This window comes from Symplocastrum torsivum (assembly GCF_059505465.1).
In genome coordinates this window covers 22582-38404 of record NZ_JCACKQ010000029.1, presented here as the reverse complement: position 1 = coordinate 38404, position 15823 = coordinate 22582, and the positions used below count along the sequence as shown (strand labels likewise).

At 46.2% G+C, this 15823-nt stretch carries 15 protein-coding genes; 8 read left to right on the top strand and 7 right to left on the bottom strand.

Annotated features, from left to right (window positions below):
• Positions 1-84 precede the first annotated feature (84 nt).
• Positions 85-807, top strand: coding sequence for a phosphonate metabolism transcriptional regulator PhnF (gene phnF / locus AC5JL3_RS09930; protein ID WP_496074335.1), 723 nt, complete (start codon positions 85-87; stop codon positions 805-807).
• Positions 808-901: 94 nt separating this feature from the next.
• Here the strand turns inward: phnF and phnE are convergent, their stop codons facing one another.
• From phnE to phnC, 3 genes are all read right to left on the bottom strand, one after another.
• Positions 902-1801, bottom strand: coding sequence for a phosphonate ABC transporter, permease protein PhnE (gene phnE / locus AC5JL3_RS09925; RefSeq protein WP_496074334.1), 900 nt, complete (start codon positions 1799-1801; stop codon positions 902-904).
• Between the two features lie 37 nt (positions 1802-1838).
• Entirely contained in the window at positions 1839-2876 is a 1038-nt protein-coding gene (gene phnD, locus AC5JL3_RS09920; protein ID WP_496074333.1) for a phosphonate ABC transporter substrate-binding protein, read from the bottom strand.
• 78 nt (positions 2877-2954) lie between these two features.
• Positions 2955-3761 (bottom strand): phosphonate ABC transporter ATP-binding protein, encoded by an 807-nt coding sequence (gene phnC, locus AC5JL3_RS09915; RefSeq protein WP_496074332.1) that lies wholly within the window; start codon positions 3759-3761, stop codon positions 2955-2957.
• 1326 nt (positions 3762-5087) lie between these two features.
• Between phnC and AC5JL3_RS09910 the strand changes: the two genes are divergently transcribed.
• The gene (locus AC5JL3_RS09910; RefSeq protein ID WP_496074331.1) at positions 5088-5324 is read left to right on the top strand and encodes a hypothetical protein; all 237 of its coding nucleotides are present in this window, start codon (positions 5088-5090) and stop codon (positions 5322-5324) included.
• 83 nt (positions 5325-5407) lie between these two features.
• On the top strand, positions 5408-5659 hold the full coding sequence (locus AC5JL3_RS09905) for a DUF7219 family protein (RefSeq protein ID WP_496074330.1): 252 nt from the start codon (positions 5408-5410) through the stop codon (positions 5657-5659).
• Between the two features lie 193 nt (positions 5660-5852).
• Here AC5JL3_RS09905 and AC5JL3_RS09900 read toward each other — a convergent pair whose 3' ends face one another.
• The gene (locus AC5JL3_RS09900; RefSeq protein WP_496074329.1) at positions 5853-6071 is read right to left on the bottom strand and encodes a hypothetical protein; all 219 of its coding nucleotides are present in this window, start codon (positions 6069-6071) and stop codon (positions 5853-5855) included.
• Positions 6072-6361: 290 nt separating this feature from the next.
• Between AC5JL3_RS09900 and AC5JL3_RS09895 the strand changes: the two genes are divergently transcribed.
• Positions 6362-6517 (top strand): hypothetical protein, encoded by a 156-nt coding sequence (locus AC5JL3_RS09895; RefSeq protein WP_496074328.1) that lies wholly within the window; start codon positions 6362-6364, stop codon positions 6515-6517.
• Between the two features lie 155 nt (positions 6518-6672).
• On the opposite strand, the gene AC5JL3_RS09890 is transcribed toward AC5JL3_RS09895, so the two are convergent.
• A complete protein-coding gene (locus AC5JL3_RS09890; protein WP_496074327.1) occupies positions 6673-7587 on the bottom strand; it encodes an SMP-30/gluconolactonase/LRE family protein in 915 nt (304 codons plus the stop codon).
• Positions 7588-8201: 614 nt separating this feature from the next.
• On the opposite strand from AC5JL3_RS09890, the gene AC5JL3_RS09885 reads away from it, so the two are divergent.
• The 4 genes from AC5JL3_RS09885 (at position 8202) to AC5JL3_RS09870 (ending at position 13244) form a co-directional block, all read left to right on the top strand.
• Positions 8202-9176 carry a tyrosine-type recombinase/integrase gene (locus AC5JL3_RS09885; protein ID WP_496074326.1) on the top strand — a complete coding sequence of 325 codons (975 nt, stop codon included), beginning with the start codon at positions 8202-8204 and terminating at the stop codon, positions 9174-9176.
• Positions 9177-9370: 194 nt separating this feature from the next.
• The gene (locus tag AC5JL3_RS09880) at positions 9371-10132 is read left to right on the top strand and encodes a ParA family protein (RefSeq protein ID WP_496074355.1); all 762 of its coding nucleotides are present in this window, start codon (positions 9371-9373) and stop codon (positions 10130-10132) included.
• Complete coding sequence (locus tag AC5JL3_RS09875) at positions 10129-11322, top strand: ParB/RepB/Spo0J family partition protein (protein WP_496074325.1); 1194 nt, start codon at positions 10129-10131, stop codon at positions 11320-11322. Before AC5JL3_RS09880 ends, AC5JL3_RS09875 begins: the two co-directional genes overlap by 4 nt.
• Before the next feature lie 512 nt (positions 11323-11834).
• Entirely contained in the window at positions 11835-13244 is a 1410-nt protein-coding gene (locus AC5JL3_RS09870) for an alkaline phosphatase PhoX (protein ID WP_496074324.1), read from the top strand.
• Between the two features lie 138 nt (positions 13245-13382).
• Here the strand turns inward: AC5JL3_RS09870 and AC5JL3_RS09865 are convergent, their stop codons facing one another.
• Together AC5JL3_RS09865 and AC5JL3_RS09860 are read right to left on the bottom strand one after the other, a co-directional pair.
• Positions 13383-14090, bottom strand: a complete 708-nt coding sequence (locus AC5JL3_RS09865) for a PEP-CTERM sorting domain-containing protein (protein ID WP_496074323.1) — start codon at positions 14088-14090, stop codon at positions 13383-13385.
• A gap of 38 nt (positions 14091-14128) precedes the next feature.
• Positions 14129-15724: an alkaline phosphatase D family protein gene (locus AC5JL3_RS09860; protein ID WP_496074322.1), complete on the bottom strand. Its 1596-nt coding sequence runs from the start codon at positions 15722-15724 to the stop codon at positions 14129-14131.
• Positions 15725-15823: the final 99 nt, after the last annotated feature.

Sequence of the window (15823 nt, the reverse complement as noted above, 5' to 3'; positions counted from 1 at the left end):
TAGATGTCTATACAAATCAATGTCACCTAACTATACCGCGTCTCTTAAAAATTTCCAATAAATTTTTTTTGTAAAAGATTAAAGATGGCGAACAACTCTGAAAATCCGGTTTATGTACAGATTGCTGATGAACTGCGTCAAAACATTAATGACGGTATCTATAAGGCTGGGGATAAACTGCCGACAGAACAACAACTTTCACTCCGCTTCGGTGTCAATCGTCATACTCTGCGCCGAGCCATCAGTTTGCTGAAGTCTGAAGGTCTGTTACTGGTTGACCAAGGTCGCGGTACTTTTATCGCCAACGCGGTAATCCGCTACCCCATTGGTAAGCGAGTGCGATATAACGAAACCCTCAAGGCTCAAGGTCACGAAGCGAGTTTTAAAGTATTGCGATCGCTTGAGATTCCTGCAAAATCAGCTGTTGCTGAAGCCCTTGAAATAAAGATAGGAAGCCCAGTTGGACTAAGTGAACGACTCGGTTTAGCAGATGATCAGCCAATTAGTGTCTCAACCAGTTACTTTCCCTTATCCCTATTCCCTGACATTCTGATTCATTGTCAACAAGCCCGTTCTATCTCCCAAATGTTGCGTGAAATCTACAACTGTGACCACATTCGTCGGAGTACGCGAATTTCGGCTCGCCTGGTTAAGCGGCAAGATGCGCGACTCCTTGAGTTCCCCCTAAATCATCCAATTCTTCTAGCAGAGTCCGTTAATGTGGATCAGCATGGCAGAATTATTCAATATGGAGTGACTCGTTTTCGAGGCGATCGCATGGAATTAGTGTTTGAGAACACGCTTTGAAACTGACTCAGGCTATTTCTATCAAGCAGATATTATTTTAAGTGCAAATAGCAGCTTGGTAGTAGAGTTTGAAAATGTTTCTAGAAGCTACACCTCAAACCAACTGATTACGCACCTTAGCAGAGAGCGTGTCAATCAAAGTCGTAGCTGCTACAAGGATGAGTAAAATGGTACAAACCTTCCCGTAGTCAAATGCTCCAAAACTTTGATAGAGAGATACACCAATTCCTCCTGCGCCAACAATTCCTAGTACAGAAGCTGAACGAACATTTGCTTCAAAACGGTATAGAGTAAAGGATGTCCACAAGGGCATTACTTGCGGTAAAACGCCAAACAGAATTTCTTGAACTTTGCCAGCACCAGTAGCGCGGATGCCCTCTACTGGTCCTGGCTCAATCGCCTCAACTGCCTCAGAAAAGAGCTTGCCTAGAGTTCCAGTAGTATTAACAAACAACGCTAAAACCCCAGCAAAGGGACCAAGACCAACCGCTGAGACAAATACTAGAGCAAAAACCATTGGATCGATGGCACGCATCGCATCCATGATGCGGCGTGTGGGTTGAACGATCCAGACAGGACTGATATTTTCCGATGCTAATACCGAGATAGGCACCGCCACTACAGCTGCCAGTAAAGTGCCCCAAATTCCCATCGAAAGGGTAATCAGCGTATCGGCAAGATAGGTGCGCCAGTAGGAAAAATCCGGTGGAAAATATGAGGCAAGATAGGTACTCATATTTTGACTGTCTTGGAACAGTCCCAACGGATTAATCTCGCTTTGGAGATAAGAGGTAATTAGTATCGCTACAGCTGCTAATAGATACAGCCAGCGCACCGTAGTGATTCGCTTTCCCTCTGCCTCCAACATTTCCTTCACAGCCGGAGAAGGAGAGTTTGGATAATCACTGGAAGTCTCTAAATTTTGAGGATATCCGTGCATACTGGATTCATCCGCAGGAGAAGAAGTTTTTCTGATGATAAAAAAGTCACCCATTCCTGTATTTGAAGGGGTTAGAGGCTTGAACTGAAGTTTACTTAGCCGCTTTCAATGCCTCTAATTCTTTCTTAAGCTCAGCCATTTTTTGTTCTTTCTCGGCTGGCTTTATCTCTTTGTTCGCCTCTAGTTCAAGAAGATCTTTGGCATACTCAAGTTCTCGAATAGTATTCCAACGCTTATCGTCAGTTGCTTTAAATCCGGAAGACTGTAAAGGTTCCAGAACTGATTTCTCTTTGTAGTTGTAAAAAAAGTTACGAATTTTCTCCTTCAACCCGTCTGGCAAGTCTTTGCGGTAAGCGATAGGGTCACTAGGGATTAGGGGAGAAGTCCAAATTACCTCAATTTTTTTTCGTGCTTCTGGATTGCTTTCTTCCAAGTTGATTAGAGCTTCACTGCTGTTGGTAGCAACATCCACTTTGTTGCTGGCTACAGCCATACCAGTTGCTTCATGAGAGCCTGCAAAAAACAGCTTTTTAAAAGCTTCTTTAGGGTTAACATTATTGGATGCAAAAACATAATAGCTTGGCACTAAGAAGCCAGATGTTGATTCAGGATCGTTAAAAGCGAACGTTAAATTTTTAGCATTCTGGACAACATACTTGTCGCCACCCATCGCTTTTGCTTCAGTAGCAATTGAATTGTCTTTGTTGGTGATTAAGTGGCTGTAGTAACCTTCTTCGCCTTTGTCAGTAAGCATATAGGCAAAGGCTTCAGCGTCAGCCGTTTTAGCTGCCTCTATGTAGGATTTTCCTCCAAGCCATGCTACATCGACTTTCTTGAAGCGCATCCCCTCAATAACACCAGAGTACTGAGTTACATAAAACGCCTTCACTGGTATGCCAATTTCCTTGGACATGGCAGCCACGAATGGTTCCCATTTTGGCTTTTGGTTGGCTTGAGATTCTGTAGAAATGATGCCAAATGTTAGTTCTTGCGGGTCGCTGGTTGGTGAATTAGCCGCTGTAGTTTGGTTGGAATTGGTTGGATTTGAAGCACAACTTGCCAAAACTTTAGCAGCTGTCAACGATAAGACGAATAAAGACGCTCTTTTGAAAAACGATCTTCTTAGCATGATTAGTTCCCTAATAATTTCTTCTTGGGTAATGAGTGATAAATGCAGGATTTAACCTCAGTAGGGGTAAGGCTTTTTTTATACAGGAATTTCTCCGTGACCGCGTAGAACAAGCTCTTCAACAGCGGCACCATAAATGCTGTCTAATTTACGATCATTGAGTTCGTCAATTGAACCATCAAAAACAACGGCTCCATCTTTTAAAGCAACAGTACGCTCAAAATAGCGTCGAACCATTTGAATTTGATGCAGAGATGTAATGACAGTGATACCATTGTCTCGATTGAGACTGGTGAGAAGTTCCATCACTTTGCGGGCTGATTCTGGGTCGAGAGAGGCAATGGGTTCATCCGCAAGAATGATCTTGGCTCCCTGCATCAAGCAACGAGCGATCGCCACTCGTTGCTGTTGACCGCCTGAAAGCAAAGAAGCTCGCTTATAGGCTTGCTCCAAAATGCCAACACGCTCTAAAGCAATTAGCGCTCGCTCTTTCTCTTCCCGCGTAAATAAGCGGAGAGCTGAGCGTGTTAAGGAGACTTGTGAGAGACCTCCAACTAATACATTATCAAGAACGGTGAGTCGATTAACTAAATTAAACTGCTGAAAAATAAAACCCATCTGGCTGCGTAGCACTCGAACTTTTGAGTGAAGCCGTCCATTAACTTGCAGCGAAGTCCCATAAATTTTGACACTCCCCTCCGTTACTTCCTGTAACCCATTAATGTTACGCAGGAGAGTAGACTTACCAGAGCCGGATGCACCAACCAAGGCAGCCATTTCTCCATCTTTAATCTTGAAGCTTACTTGCTTGAGCGCTTGCCTGCCTTTGAAAGTCTTAGTGAGATTTATGACTTCTACAGCAGTCGGATTGGAGGTTAGTTGCATCTTGACTACCTGGAAATCTCCAGGGATTTTTTTATTTATATAGATGTTTAGATGAATTCCTCCTTAGTCTGAAACTATTTAGTTAAAAGAAAGCGAACTTAAAGTTAAATTAGACTTATAATCTGGTTAAGAGTTGCTTGAGAGTTAAGGTCAAACAATAAAATCCTGCCCGTTGCAATTTCCATCTTGTATCTGACTGCTAAAGTAGAATTTGCAATTTACCTGCATGATCTCTTGTCGAATAACATATTATTTGTTGTCTTCAGAAATTGTTGTCGTTAGGCGCTTCTATCACTACCAAACCTTAGATATATCTGGATAAAGAAAAGCTGAAGTTAAAACAATCTATCGGTTGTAGAGGGATTCCTACCAAAATGTTACTTAGCCCAAAGCCCCTATTGTAAAAGATTTGAAAGGTTTTTGGATTAACGATACTAATGTGTTAATAGCGACAAATAATTTGTTATCTGACAGCTGTTGTCTGATTGAATAGGTTATGGAAACAAAGATTATCAGTTGCTCAACTGTAGTAACAAATTTGTTACTACGCTAATGCTCTTTAGGCGGAGTCTTAAGAAATATTTTTGATAAGGGTCTGATGCCTACAACGTCCCAAAAAGATAGAAAGATGGGGTTTTAGGGACATAGATAAAGTTACGAGTTGTTGGTACAGATTTTCAGGCGGAAAGGGGTAGTCGAGAGCCAGGTGGAGACAGTATCAAAAAATGGTGATTTTTTGGGACTGTGCGAGCTGTCGGCTTTCCACGTTCCCGACATCCGAGAGTCTTCCCACTCGCTGAGGGGAAAAATCCTCTAATTCGGTTCACTACGATCTACTGGTGGGTGCCGATGGGGCTAAATGTGGAAGGGGAATTGAGATATTTTATCCAGACAACCCGTGTGCCAGAAGCCGCATTTCAGCAAACCTTAATTGCTACATATAGCAAGACACTTCGAGCTAGATTAATATTGATAAGATTTCATCAGTGGTAGGCTCTCCTTGGACTTCGGTAATGGGGAGCTACCTTTTTTTGTGGAAAATCAATCAATTACAACTGCCCTCAAGACTCGATTATTTCCTCCTACCCAATAAAAAAGCCCTGTGAACACACAGAGCTTGAGAAAGTGAAGGTATACCCAAATAAAACTAAGAGTTTTTATTAAATTTACTTTTCTTAATAAGCAAAGTCTACTTCCATGAAGTGACTAAGCATTGTAATTATGCACCAATTTCACAAAAACTACAAGACCTCTCACCCTAGAAAGATACCGAAAAATGCCAGGGGAGGGGATAGTTATTCTAGTGATTAATAACAATTAAGTGTGATGCTTCAGAGCCTATTAGATCAAGCTTCATCCTGTGGATGTACCTACGAACGCGATTCATTCGGCAACTGTAAAATTCTTCCCCCTCAAAAAACAGCAAGATGGGAATTGCAGCAAGTAAAAGATAGATGGTTACTATTCGTTGGTGGTGTACCTCAAGCTAATCTTTATCCAGAAGAAGCAGAAGCATTCTTGAAGCGCCGTTGCCCAAGGCACTTGAATCGGGAAGCGGTTTAGATTTCCCAAAGCGTGAAAAGGGAATTCCTTTCAAACTTAATTTAAACTTGACTCTTCGATTTTATTTTGAATAACGTAACGTTATGGAACAGCCTTCTGACTCATATAGTTTTAGTTATCGTAAAAAGCCTTACCACGGTCACTTCACACCACAAAATTTAGTCTTCAATGCCAACCTACAAGATTTTTCACAACGGGTTGGTCAGATCAGTAACTTACAGAGTAAGGGGAAGCTGTCTGCTCAAGAAGCTTACGAACTAATTGAGGTTTTGTGGAAACAATTAGAAGGCAGCTGTTATGCATTAGGGATTTTGCCAGAAGACGAGAACAATTAAGTATCAACCCTGAGTGAAGGTAACTTAATCAGACCTATCCCAAACATTTCAATTATTCTCTTTTCCCGATGTATTATTCACCTTTTGTTAGGGGATTGTTCCGAATATATATTAAGTGTTTAGGTTTTACGGCTCAGGAGTTTTCTTCGGTACACAGGTAGTAATTGGGTTACCACCTGGCAACGGGAAGATGTTACCGTAACAATGCCTTTTCGATTGGTATAAGCTGTCCCTCCTCATTAGTCGGTTCCAGAACAAAACCATCCCACCAAATTTTTTTATATCCTGAAAATACACAATCGAGTTGGTGGACTTGACAAGTGATTATGTAATCGCATTGCTCGTGGAGAACTTCGTAAACTTTTACCCATTGTTCTGGATGCAGCTTTTCACATTCATCTATTGGAATCATTCGATTCATCTACTCTATACAACAACATTTCCGCCAGTGAAAAGACACCGGACTGAGGAACCTACAGAAATTGATCAAGGCTCCTATTGTACGTTGTAGTACATTATTGATATTCTAATCTAGTTCGTATTTATCTCTCTACCTAAAAGCAGATAAATATATTGAATTAAGTTCTACATTTGCAATTGGGCAAGACCTACTAGACAAGGGCGTGATCGCACTTGCCCTCTGTAGAGCCTGAAGTGCTTAGCAGAATGTCTATCAACTGCCATGTTGGTTAAAGGAAACTAATGTCTGATTACGATATCAAGAGGCATCAGGGAGAAGCTCAAAATTTTGTGGAGCAACTGAGCGATGAAGTTAGCATATGCATGATGCTAATACCCTCTGGCAGCTTCAATATGGGTTCGCCAACTGTCGTTTTCCCGCAACTTCCCGACATCTGACAGCTTCCGGGTATGTATTTCAGGCTTTGCTAAGCACTTGGTTGCCTGCTACCTTTACCCCTCAAAGGCTGTCCTCACAGCCGGTTTTGATTTTCTTCCCGACATCTACCGTGACAGGCGAATCAGGCGTGTACTCGGAAGGATTCCTAAAGAATTTATAGCAATGGTAAACCTTCAACACCCACGTCCAGACGGACAACTTTGGCAGGTTCAATGCCAGTAGATGGAGGCAGCGACATACCACCATTAGTCGTCACGTAGAGATAGGTTTGATTGGAGGGCGAGCGCCCAAAGGCAACTGCCGTCGTACCAGTCATCCCTTGTTCGGCTTGGGCGATGGTGGTGAGGTGGCCATCGGGGGCAACCTTCACCACGCTATTGAAGACGTGCGTTGTGCCGTAGAGATTTCCAGCTTGATCGAAGGCAAAATCATCAATATTGGCGTTTTGCACAAAGACTTCCGGTTCACCCGGTTGATGCGCCTGGAGTGGAATTCGCACAAGTTGAGCGTTCTGCGTATTTGAGGCATACAGAACTCTGTCAAAGATTTTGAGTCCATTCACAGCCGGGGTTGGGTTTTCAGGCGTTGCCCGTGCCAGAAGGGGATGTTCTAGCCAAATCCGTCCGCTGCCCTGAGCGACATCCAGTTCCCAAATTGCACCTCGATACGAGTCGGCAATCAAGTAGAGAGAGTCTGTCAGATGGGTAAGACCATTCAAAAAGAGGGCATCGGGCAATGTCACAAGTACATCCACAGTTCCTTGTAAAGAAACCTGCCAAACAACGGGAGTATCAATCGCATCCCAACCCGTCAGCAAGAGGGTGCCATCTGGCGCAAAAGCCAGCCCCGTGGCTTTGCCAGGAACTGTGGCATGGGTTATCGGAACATCATCTGCACCGATGCGAATAATTTCGCCGTCATAGTGGTTCGTGATGAACAGCGTATTATTGGCATCGACGACAATGCTCTCCAGAAACGTGTTGACGGGGAATTCTGCAATGATGTGCGCGGGTACCAAGGCGATTGGGGCATCGCTAAACAAGGGAGGTAATGATTGGGATGGGGACATTAAGGAATCCTCTAAGTTAGTCAAGTTTTCTGGGGATACTAACTGAAACCGACAATCGCACAATCGTTTTGATTTATTCCTACAATCCCTCAATTCCTACGACAGGTCTACCCATAGGGTCTTGGTTTGCAGATAAAATTCCAATTGCAACAAACCGGGGTATGTTCTCAATAAGTCGAGAAAAAACGGCGGTTTTCCCACCTTTTAACGAAAGAATGGGGCTTTGAGCTTTTACACTGTGTAATAGTAGGAAGCTTATCGCTACATTGACCCGGCTTCAGAAGCGCCACAAGGGAGAGACTAAGTAGGGGTTCTAGGAGGGGGTGCGGGTATTCCATCTCCTCTTGTTCAAAGTCGATTGGATATTTAAAGATTTGCTCTAGTCCATTAATGATCTAGTCCCACCCTCCGGGAATAGCCCGGAACTGGTCAAGAATTTCATGTCTGAGTTCCCAGTCCCGTTGACCCGGAGTGTAGTTGAAAACACAGTGATGAGCTTCACAGCCAAATCCTCCGGAGTGCTTGTCAATAGGATACTCCTAGAGAGTCCACCTTGGGTTTTTGCTCCTCTCATGGTTCAATGAACTCTTGAGAAGCTCACTTCCAGGGACTTAATGCGCGACCCGCCCTCTGTTGAGGCTCCCCATCACCTCTTCCTTACTGAACTCGTGCCGCTGACTCTTCATCCAGCGGCGGTGTATCTGTCTGGACTGAGTGAGGGGTCTCGTCCGACGATGCGCCACGCCCTGGATGCGATCGCGTACTTGCTAACCGATGGCGAGTGCGATGCGATGAATCTAGATTGGGCGGCACTGCGCTATCAGCATACGGCGGCAGTTAGGGCGGCGCTAATGCAGCGGTTGGCTCCGGCGACTTGTGAGAAGATGCTGTGTGCGTTGCGGCGGGTGTTGAAGGAGGCGAGGAAGCTAAAGCTAATTGAGGCAGAGGACTATGAAGCGGCAATTGACCTGCCTCGGATTGATACACCCCCCAGGAAGCTCAGGGGACGTGCTCTCAAGGGTGATGAGATTGCGGCTCTGATGGAGGCGTGTCAAAAAGAGGGTGCAAGAACGATTGATGTCAGAGATGCAGCCCTGATAGCTATCTTGCGCGGTGGGGGGTTAAGGCGCAATGAGGTGGTCAATTTGGAACTAAAAGACTTTGACTCCAGCACCGGCGCTCTTGAGGTTCATAAGGCAAAGAGAGGGGCATATCGCCGGGTTTATCTGCCAACTGGAGCGTGTGCGATTGTGGAACAGTGGCTGGCAATAAGAGGCAATGCACCAGGACCTCTGCTGTGTCCAATCCACCGCTGGGGGCAAGTGACTCTGCGACCCATGACCTCTGATGCGGTATTGAGGATATTGAAGAGACGTGCTCTGCAAGCGGGTGTGGATTCCTTCTCGGCTCACGACTTTCGCCGGACGTTCTGCTCGGATTTGCTGGATGCCGGGGTCGATATTGTTACGGTGCAAAAGTTAGCGGGTCATACGTCACCAACAGTTACAGCTAAGTACGATCGCCGGGGAGAAGAAACCAAGCGTCGCGCTGTGCAAAACTTGGAGATTCCTTTTAAAAAGCGGGATTAGGGAATTTTAGCTCGCTGTAGTTGTTCTTGGACAACAGAGAATACCTCAACACTAGATTGATTTTCGCATTCATTGCTTGATAACCTGCAAGCTACCTACTATCGGCAAGTTTCTTAAAATCCTACAAATGAGATGACGCAGCACAGTAATGTAGAGTCAGTCCAGTCTCACAGGAGTCAAGAGCTTTGACTAAAGTGATTGCACTGTTCAATCAGGCGGGTGGTGTGGGGAAGTCTACGACCACCCAAAATCTCGGCTATCACCTTTTCCTACGTCGCCACCGCGTCCTGGTGGTAGATATGGACCCCCAAGCTTCACTAACTTCGTTCATGGGACTAGAGCCAGCGGACTTGAAGGAGACGATTTACACGGCTTTAGTGCCTGAAGAGGATGAAGTCGATAAGCCGCTCCCTATCCATAAGGATTTACACGGCATAGACTTAGCGCCAGCTAACCTGCTGCTAGCCAATGCCGAACAAGAGTTAATCTTTGCGGAACAGCGAGAGTTCCGACTGAAAGATATTCTTGCACCTCGGCTTTTTGACTATGATTTTATTTTGGTCGATTGTCCTCCCAGTTTGGGAATCTTGAGCCAAATTAGCTTAGTTGCCTCTACTCATGTTCTGGTTCCCGTCCAATGTCAGTACAAAGCCTTGCTCGGTACAGAATCGTTGCTGAAGACCGTGTACAAGGTAAAAAGGCGGCTTAATACGGAATTGACGTTTGCGGGTTTCCTGCCCACCTTGTATTCCGCCAGTAATTCGCTAGACCGAAGGACGTTGCAAATTGTTCAAGAACAACTAGCATCTGTTGGACCCATTCTGCCGACCGTTCCACGGGCAACGGCTTTGGCTGAGGCGACGGAGTACGGAATGCCCTTAGCGCTCTGCCCCAAGAAGAATCCTGAGATTTTGCAAATTTTTGACCGAATCGCACAGGTCGTTGAATCGCTATGAGGAAGTCCCCTAAACCAGAGGCAAGACGATTGAGAAACGTGACGCTGTTTAATGATGCAGATGAAGCCGTTCCTTCCACGAGTACAGTGCCGTTGGCGAGTCTCATCATTTCCCAAACTCAACCGCGTCGGTATTTTGCTCCCGAAGCCATGCGAGCGCTCGTGGAGTCGGTCAAAAAAGATGGAGTCCTTCAGCCGATTCTGGTCAGACCTTTTGGAGACAAGTATGAGCTAGTAGCAGGTGAGAGACGGTATCGAGCGGCGAAAGCAGCCGGGTTAACCGATATTCCGGCAGTTATCCGGGAGATGAGCGATTCCGAAGCAGTACGGTTTGCCTTGATGGAAAACCTGCAACGGGAAGACCTTAACCCCGTTGAAGAAACCGAAGGAATCTTGGAACTGCTGGCTATTACTCTTGACTCTTCTACGGCTGAGGTGACTTTATTGCTTCAGCGGTTGCAGAAAGAAATCAAACGGAAGAAATTGTCCCATAACGTTATGGGACAACCGGAAGGAGAGTCAGCACCATCGGAATTGGCAATTATCCAGTCGGTATTTGAGTCTTTGGGGCGGATGTCATGGGAATCTTTCACCTCCAACCGCTTGCCCCTTCTCAATCTCCCTGCTGACATTCTAGAGGCGCTCCGAGCGGGACGAATTGAATACACTAAAGCCAAGCAGATAGCCAAATTCGAGTCGGAATCGGAGCGACAGGATCTACTGGAAGAGGCGAGCGCTTCTTCTCTCTCCTTGAGTCAAATTCGAGAGCGAGTCAGAGCCTCTCAACCGCCGCCCGAACAAGGAGAATTCGCGGCTCGGATAGATGCGACTACTAAGCAGGTAAAGAAGTTAAAGGTGTGGGAGAACCCCTCAAAGCGCTCTCGACTCGAATTGTTGTTGAAACAGCTCGAAGAGCTAATCTCTGAAGAAGGATTAGATGAATCACAGTCCATCGGAGAAGCTGAAGTCACTCAGGATCTGGCACACAAAGGCAGCGAGTTAACTGATGAGTTACACAATAGCTCGCTGACTCATGCGGAGCTGGTAGAGCGATTGGGGGTCAAGAGTTCTACGCTAAGCGTAGCTAAGAAAAAAAACAATTTCTCCGAGTGGAGTAAGAGTAAAGACCCAGACGAGAGCGCGTGGCAATGGCTGCCAGAATCTAAGCGTTTTGTGCCATTAACAAACTAGGGCTGATGGCTATAACGCAATGCCTATAACTTTCTGGGCTTAGCATCCAGTGGTGTTCCCTTGGTGATCCTGTTGGCGAAGCCTTCCTTAATACCCTGAGAGTCCTGAAACTTCATCGTCCCCTTGTTGAAATTGATTGAGTGATGCTTAGGAAAAGATAGAGGAAGTAGTAATACTGGCAGCAATCCGCTCTAGGCGCACATCAGACTCAAACACCATCTCCTCCGGTTTGTAGAGCATTCTAATTTTACTCCCCTCAGCTTCTAGTGCTGTAAAAAACTTGATTAATCGTTATTTTAAAAGAAGTTTATCATTAAGCTAAATAAGGAATAATTTTTGGTTAAACCCAATCCTAAAACCTAGCAAAGTTTTCTGAAACTAATATCCGAAATCTCTTTCCTAGAAAGAACTTGGAGATTTTTTAAATTTAATTTTGAATTCAAATTCAATTGATATTAATAAATTTAATTCACAACTTATTCACAAATAGAAAGTAAACAATAGAGTGTTCAATGCAGCGAAAAGCTGACAGCAACTCTCTACTAGATACGGAAACCGGATACACAATGTCTTTTTCACGCCGTCAGTTTTTGACCTTAGCAGGTGCGGGAGCCGCAACTGCCGTTATTGCATCTCCCTTAAAAGCGCTTTATGCCAGACAAGCCCGTGGTTTATTAACTCATGGCGGAGGTTATGGTCCGCTCATAGAAGACCCCAATGGCTTATTAGATTTACCACAAGGATTTCAGTATCGAGCCTTCTCTCGCACAGGGGAGATTATGAGCGATGGTAATCCAGTACCAGGCGATCATGATGGGATGGCGGCTTTTGCTGGTTCCAACAATACTGTTATTCTCGTCCGCAATCACGAACTCAGCCCAAGTGAAACTAACAAGCCAGGACTGATTGCACCAGCTCCTAAGCAGTATGACTCCAACAATCGAGGTGGCACCACTACCCTAATTGTTGGACCCAATCGTGAACTAATTAGCCATTATGCTTCGTTAGCCGGTACCAATCGCAACTGTGCTGGCGGACCAACGCCTTGGGGTTCGTGGATTAGCTGTGAAGAAACGACTGAAACTCCCACCTCACATCCCATAAATTTAAAGGCACACGGCTATAACTTTGAAGTTCCGGCTAATGCATCGGGACTTGTTGACCCCGTCCCCCTCATAGCAATGGGTCGCTTCAATCATGAAGCAATTGCCGTAGACCCGGAAACTGGAATTGTTTATCAAACTGAAGATAGAGGGGATGGTCTGTTCTATCGCTTTATTCCAAACCAGCCGGGTAATCTCAAAGCTGGAGGTATTCTTCAAGCTCTGAAGATTAAGGGCAAATCTGGGGTAAACACTAACAACAGAACGAGCCAAACTATCCCAGTCGGTCAGCCGATGGAAGTTGAATGGGTCACCATCGATAATCCCAACCCTCCTACAGATACCGTGCGAGTTGAAGGCTTCGGTAAAGGAGCGGCTCAATTCTCGCGCGGTGAGGGGATATGGTATGGCAATGGTGAACTTTACTTTACCTGTACCGATGGAGGTCTGGGTGGGATTGGTGCTGGCAATCGTGGTGCTGGTCAGGTCTGGCGCTATGTTCCCGGTCAAACGGCTCAACAGGGCGGTACGCTTGAACTGTTCGTTGAACCTAACGATGCCGACATCTTAGATGCGCCTGATAACATTGTCGTCGCTCCTACTGGCGATTTATTTCTGTGTGAAGATGGTCCGAATACGCAATATGTAGTGGGAGTGAATGCCTTGGGTCAACTCTATCAGTTCGCTCGCAACGCGCTTAATGATAGCGAGTTCTGTGGAGTTTGCTTCTCACCTAACGGTCAAACAATGTTTCTCAATATTCAAAACCCTGGCATTACCTTTGCGATTTGGGGACCTTGGCCGTCACAGCGACCCTAGTATTGCCATTCAATAGCCAGGAGTTTTTCGTGACTAAATATTAAGCGTCGCCAAAATCCCTGCAGAGGAATAAAAGAAGCCCCTGGAACTAATACCAGGGGCTTGCTGTTGGGTAGATAGGCGATCGCTATTTTTCCCCTACTCCACAGATTTGTGTTTACGCCTGAATGCTGAACCTGCCCCCAAACCTCCCAAAACCAAGACCCCAAATACAGAAGTCGGTTCAGGAACGCTGATGCGGACATTATCAACACCAATAAACGCAACACTATCTTCGTCAGTACCAGAGGCAGACAGCCGGAGTTCGTCAAACTCAAAGCCTCTGATAGAAAGCGTCTGCTGTCGCAAATCGCTGCTTCCAACTACCTCAAAGTCCGAGAGCGAGGCGGAAGTGCTAGCAACGAGACTACCTCCCTGCAACGCTTCTAGGGTCAGGATAGTGTTGGAGGGATAAAAAAGCTGGCTGAACAAATCGAGACTGACCGAACTTTCCACATCCCCGGTGGTAATCCCCATTGAGCTAAAGCGTCCAAATGCCGCGTCAGCACCAGAGGCAAAGCTGCCAAAGGTGAGGTAATTGGGAGGAGAAAACGATGAACCAAGGTAATCTTCTGTCGTACTGTCGATAGAAAACGTGTAAGGAAGTAGCTCGGAAAGACCCTGATCCAAATCAAAGAAAGTCACTCCGGCATCGGTCAGCGTCGTTCCAGAAAAACCTTCAGAGAAGTTGTCAAAGGTCGCACTGGCTGCAAATGTGGGAGAAGTCAGCATTACAGAAGACAAAACTCCCAGCACAGACAATCCGGTGTAGAGAGAAGGTTTAACTGTGCTTTTGTTTCTGAGCATGAATAATTTCCTCATACAAGTTCTAGTAGGGTGTATTGCTAGAGCTGTTCAGCACCCGGCTGCCCGTTTTCAACAACAAACGAAGCGAGAGTGCTAATAGTCGCATTCGGGTCAAGGATGGTCGAAACCACACGGTAGTCACTCTGCCAGCGCTCGCGAGTGAGGTGACAGCGCACGTAACCCCGAAATGCCCCATCAAAGAACTTGGTGTGAGGATTGTCCGGCAAAGCCGCCGTTACTGGGGCAATAAACGCCGTTGCGAAGTCAGACGTTATTGAAGTTCCCACAAACTCAGTAGCGACAGTAGGCGAGGCGGGGTTATCGAAGTCGGCTTTTAGGTCATGTACCCAATTAGAGTGGATATCACCTGTAATTACAACGGGATTGCTGGGTTGCCGCTGTTGGATGAAATCTAAAAGGCGATCGCGTGCCGCCACATAGCCATCCCACTGATCCATGTTGAACACCTCTGCGCCAGGGCGAGCATCAAAGTCGTACTGCGCCATCATCGTCTGCTGTGCAATGACATTCCAGCGTGCATTAGAGTTGTCCAACCCTTGAAACAACCACTGCTCCTGCTCGGAACCCATCATGGTTTGGGATGGCTCTAATGCTCCTGGGCAGCGTGGCTTAAGGTTGTCATCACAAGGTTGATCGCTGCGGTACTGACGGGTGTCGAGGATGTGAAAATCCGCTAAGTTACCAAAAGCAAGACGCCGATAGAGCTGCATATTGGGACCATTAGGCAGCGCGAAACTTCGCAAGGGCATGTGTTCGTAGTAAGCTTGGTAAGCATTAGCTCGCCGCTGCGTAAACTCCTGCTGGCTTTGGTTTTCCTCAGGAATCAAGTTCGCGTAGTTGTTCTCGACTTCATGGTCATCCCAGGTGACGCTCCAAGGGAACGCCGCATGAGCCGCTTGTAAATCTGGGTCAGTTTTGTACAGGGCGTAGCGATTGCGGTAATCGTCCAAGCTAGTGATTTCGGGACTATTATGGACGCGAATATTACCCGCTTCTGATTGGTACTCATTAGGACCATACTCGTAGATGTAGTCGCCCAAGTGAACGACCAAATCGAGGTTTTCCTGAGCCATGTATTTGTACGCCGTGAAATACCCGTGTTCGTACATTTGGCAGGAAGCAAAGGCAAAGTTGAGTTGGTTTGTCGGAGTACCTAAAGCGGGAGCGGTGCGCGTCCTACCAATCGGGCTGACTTCGTTACCTGCCTTGAACTGATACCAGTACCATTGAGCCGACTTGAGTCCACCAAGAACGACGCGGATTGAGTGAGCGAGTTCTGGGGTTGCCATTGCCGTCCCTCGCAGCACGACATTTCTCATATTCGGGTCGGTGGCAAGCTGCCACTGTACCGGGACGTTCACTCCTGGCATACCACCGTTTCCATTTAAGGGTTCAGGTGCAAGCCGTGTCCACAACACGATGCTATCGGGAAGCGGATCACCTGAAGCTATACCGAGTTTGAAGGGATAGTCAGAAAACCTAGGTTGAGCAACAACTCGACGACTAGGCCATTGAGACGCGAGTACAATCCCTGTTAAAGCTCCAGCGCTCACCAGCAAGCTTCGCCGTCTCAGCCGAGTTGAAAGTAAGCGCTCAAAATGAAAGCGCTCCATAAGCACCCCTCTTGAAATTTTATTGATACCGATAAGTCAAGAGTCAACAAAATCAAACAAGAGTTAAGTAACAAGCTCGATTGGGTTGAGACAATCGCC

Coding starts and splice junctions, on each gene's coding strand:
- AC5JL3_RS09910 (WP_496074331.1), top strand. CDS start 5,088: ATGCTTCAGAGCCTATTAGATCAAGCTTCATCCTGTGGATGTACCTAC.
- AC5JL3_RS09900 (WP_496074329.1), bottom strand. CDS start 6,071: ATGATTCCAATAGATGAATGTGAAAAGCTGCATCCAGAACAATGGGTA.
- AC5JL3_RS09865 (WP_496074323.1), bottom strand. CDS start 14,090: ATGCTCAGAAACAAAAGCACAGTTAAACCTTCTCTCTACACCGGATTG.
- phnD (WP_496074333.1), bottom strand. CDS start 2,876: ATGCTAAGAAGATCGTTTTTCAAAAGAGCGTCTTTATTCGTCTTATCG.
- AC5JL3_RS09895 (WP_496074328.1), top strand. CDS start 6,362: ATGTCTGATTACGATATCAAGAGGCATCAGGGAGAAGCTCAAAATTTT.
- phnE (WP_496074334.1), bottom strand. CDS start 1,801: ATGGGTGACTTTTTTATCATCAGAAAAACTTCTTCTCCTGCGGATGAA.
- AC5JL3_RS09905 (WP_496074330.1), top strand. CDS start 5,408: ATGGAACAGCCTTCTGACTCATATAGTTTTAGTTATCGTAAAAAGCCT.
- AC5JL3_RS09870 (WP_496074324.1), top strand. CDS start 11,835: ATGCAGCGAAAAGCTGACAGCAACTCTCTACTAGATACGGAAACCGGA.
- AC5JL3_RS09885 (WP_496074326.1), top strand. CDS start 8,202: ATGCGCGACCCGCCCTCTGTTGAGGCTCCCCATCACCTCTTCCTTACT.
- phnF (WP_496074335.1), top strand. CDS start 85: ATGGCGAACAACTCTGAAAATCCGGTTTATGTACAGATTGCTGATGAA.
- AC5JL3_RS09860 (WP_496074322.1), bottom strand. CDS start 15,724: ATGGAGCGCTTTCATTTTGAGCGCTTACTTTCAACTCGGCTGAGACGG.
- AC5JL3_RS09890 (WP_496074327.1), bottom strand. CDS start 7,587: ATGTCCCCATCCCAATCATTACCTCCCTTGTTTAGCGATGCCCCAATC.
- AC5JL3_RS09875 (WP_496074325.1), top strand. CDS start 10,129: ATGAGGAAGTCCCCTAAACCAGAGGCAAGACGATTGAGAAACGTGACG.
- phnC (WP_496074332.1), bottom strand. CDS start 3,761: ATGCAACTAACCTCCAATCCGACTGCTGTAGAAGTCATAAATCTCACT.